This is a genomic window from Streptococcus mitis (assembly GCF_001579035.1).
GTDB lineage: Bacteria > Bacillota > Bacilli > Lactobacillales > Streptococcaceae > Streptococcus > Streptococcus mitis_J.
The window spans coordinates 38,396-40,944 of sequence record NZ_KQ970287.1 but is presented as its reverse complement, the minus strand read 5'-3'; the positions used below and the strand labels follow the sequence as shown (position 1 = coordinate 40,944).

Here is a 2,549-nt window from a genome sequence, read left to right as displayed (position 1 = left end):
TCTTTCTGTAACTTTATCTTCGCTAGACTTCTGGATAATAAAACTGCCCTTGAGGTTACCAAACACCTTTATGACATCAAGAACACTCTTCACCAAGCTGACAAAGATTTATCCCAACTCTTCCCTGTCATTCTTACCGATAATGGTGGAGAGTTTGCCAGGGTCGATGATATCGAAATGGATGTGCGAGGAGAGAGTAAACTTTTCTTTTGTGACCCTAATCGCTCTGACCAGAAAGGGAGAATTGAGAAAAATCACACGCTGATTCGCGACATTTTACCTAAAGGAACTTCTTTTGACAACTTAACTCAAGAGGATATTAATCTCGTTTGTTCTCATGTCAACAGTGTCAAACGCGCTGCTTTAAATGGAAAGTCAGCCTATGAACTCTTTGCCTTTACTTACGGAGAAGAAATTCCTAAGCTTCTCGGTATTTCTAAAATACCTGCAGAAGACGTCTGCCAGTCGTCTACATTACTCCAACATAAGTTCTAAAAACTAACCTTTAACCCCATTCAAACGTCTCACACTAACTTCCACCATAGCGGAACTTAATCTGAAACGCTTTCAGATGAGGGGATTTTGTGCGCTCTTTTTTTCGATTCATTTTGGCTACAAAAGCGATGAAATCAAGCATGATTAAAACCAGTGGAACTTACCCTGACACGGATTTCCACTGGTTTTTAGGATTTTTATCAGATTAACTTCTACTTGGATTAGCAGTGGAAGTTAGTTTGGGAATTTACCTATTTTTTCAAGAAAAATAGGCTGTTTGCGAACGATTGACACAATTGGATTTGGTTAATTCACTCTTAACGATGGTTTTAAACGATATATATTTTTATATATGCAAATTAAAAACATCTTTCATTTCACTTCCTACGACTTTTCAGATACAGATAGCCAAAGAAGCTTTCATAGAGGGCAAAAAAGAGGAGGAAGGCATGAAGGAAGAAAGTCTCTGGTAAAATCAGAATAACTGGATCCTTGGCTGGGTCAAAAAGCCAGGTATCATCTCCCACAAAGAGAATTTGATGGAACAGAGTAAAGAATTGGTCAAAACCAATCAAAACTCCCCCAAGCCCAATCAGTAAAGGCAAAACCACTAGAGCCAAAAGCCTCTTACTAAATAGAGACAAGAAGCCCTTTTTCACAATCCCTTCGACAAAGAAATAGAAACTTGGCAGTGTCACTAGAGCTACTAGCTGAACCAAGTGGAAGAGATTCTTGACCACTGCAAAGTGGTGCAGACCAGCTGCTGACGAACGAAAATCAGGCATCTGTAAGACCTGACTAAAAGGATTGGTCAGATAATTCATTAAGATATGAAAATTGTATTGAATGGTTTCTGGTTTTAGATAGACTCGATTCGTTAAGTTTAGCCACTGAATCTCCATAGGATAGAAAATCCAAGCCAGATAAATGGTCAGAAGGATTGAGAGGGAGAGGAGAAAGAGCATAGAGCCCCAAAAGGTCAATTTAGTTTTCATCAAAATCCCACTCCGCAAGGCTAGAAACCACATGTGTCGGTGCGATTGGCAGGCCAGCTACTTCTTCTGCCTTGGTAAAACCTGTCGTCACCAAGAGCGTTGGAATGCCATTGTCAATCCCAGCCCGGATATCAGTCAAATAATTGTCCCCAACCATGATTAACTCTTCACGTTCCAAACCTAAGTGCTCAACCGCCTTGTCCATAATGATGGCATTGGGTTTTCCGATATAAACCGGCTTCACTCGTGTCGCTACTTCAAGCAGCGTAATCAGGGAGCCAGCACCTGGCAAAAGACCGCGTTCCGTCGGGATGTTGAGGTCAGGATTGGTTCCGATAAAATGGGCACCCTTTTGAATAGCAAGAGTTGCTGTGGCAAATTTTTCATAGTCGACTTGCCAATCCAGACCAACTACCACGTAGGCAGGTTTTTCCTTGTCTTCCACATAACCAGCCGCCTTGATGGCTTCCTTGAGTCCTGCTTCTCCGACGACATAGACGGTCTTTTCAAGCCCCAAATCATTCATATAGTCGATGGTTGCCAAAGTCGCTGTGTAGACAGTTGATAGAGGCGTATCGATATTAAAATTCTGAGCCAACATCTCCTGAACACTCTCTGGAGTGCGGGTTGTATTGTTAGTCACAAAGAGATAGGGGATGTCTCGCTTTTGCAATTCATGGACAAAAGCTTCTCCTGCCGGGATTCGGTCTTTCCCCTTATAAATGGTTCCGTCTAAATCAATTAAATAGCCTTTATATTTCATCTATTTCTCCCTAATCCTTCTTTATTTCTTGCCAAGTGATAATAGCTTGGGCATTAGTAGCCCCGTCGCTTGTAATCTCATGCTTGCTTTCCAGTCCAGTCCGTTCAACAGCCGATGTAATCACCCCACCCGGTCGAACTTCCTTGACATACTTGAGGTTGATTTTTTGGGGAATATAGTGGGTCAAAAAGTCCGCTCCCATGACCTCAAAAATCCAGTCCAAGTATTTACTGTTATTGACATGACCATTCATATCCAAGTCGTAAAAACGAACATGGTAATCCTTGCTGATCGGC

Annotated in this window: 3 protein-coding genes and 1 pseudogene; 1 reads left to right on the top strand and 3 read right to left on the bottom strand. The window is 41.8% G+C overall.

The features are described 5' to 3' along the window. On the top strand, nucleotides 1-495 hold a 495-nt coding region (locus SMIDD26_RS04605), incomplete at its 5' end, for an IS30 family transposase (protein ID WP_134990183.1). Nucleotides 496-872: 377 nt separating this feature from the next. Here the strand turns inward: SMIDD26_RS04605 and SMIDD26_RS04600 are convergent. The 3 genes and pseudogenes from SMIDD26_RS04600 to SMIDD26_RS04590 form a co-directional block, all read right to left on the bottom strand. Beyond that, the gene (locus SMIDD26_RS04600) at nucleotides 873-1,490 is read right to left on the bottom strand and encodes a TIGR01906 family membrane protein (RefSeq protein ID WP_061439212.1); all 618 of its coding nucleotides are present in this window, start codon (nucleotides 1,488-1,490) and stop codon (nucleotides 873-875) included. Next, complete coding sequence (locus SMIDD26_RS04595) at nucleotides 1,480-2,253, bottom strand: TIGR01457 family HAD-type hydrolase (RefSeq protein WP_061439210.1); 774 nt, start codon at nucleotides 2,251-2,253, stop codon at nucleotides 1,480-1,482. Before SMIDD26_RS04595 ends, SMIDD26_RS04600 begins: the two co-directional genes overlap by 11 nt. Nucleotides 2,254-2,263: 10 nt before the next feature. Then, a pseudogene (locus SMIDD26_RS04590) lies at nucleotides 2,264-2,549 on the bottom strand (acyl-ACP thioesterase domain-containing protein); the annotation flags it as partial.

Bases quoted from the DNA above. Each gene is read 5' to 3' on its own strand.
- SMIDD26_RS04595 (WP_061439210.1), bottom strand. From the start codon at position 2,253: ATGAAATATAAAGGCTATTTAATTGATTTAGACGGAACCATTTATAAG.
- SMIDD26_RS04600 (WP_061439212.1), bottom strand. From the start codon at position 1,490: ATGAAAACTAAATTGACCTTTTGGGGCTCTATGCTCTTTCTCCTCTCC.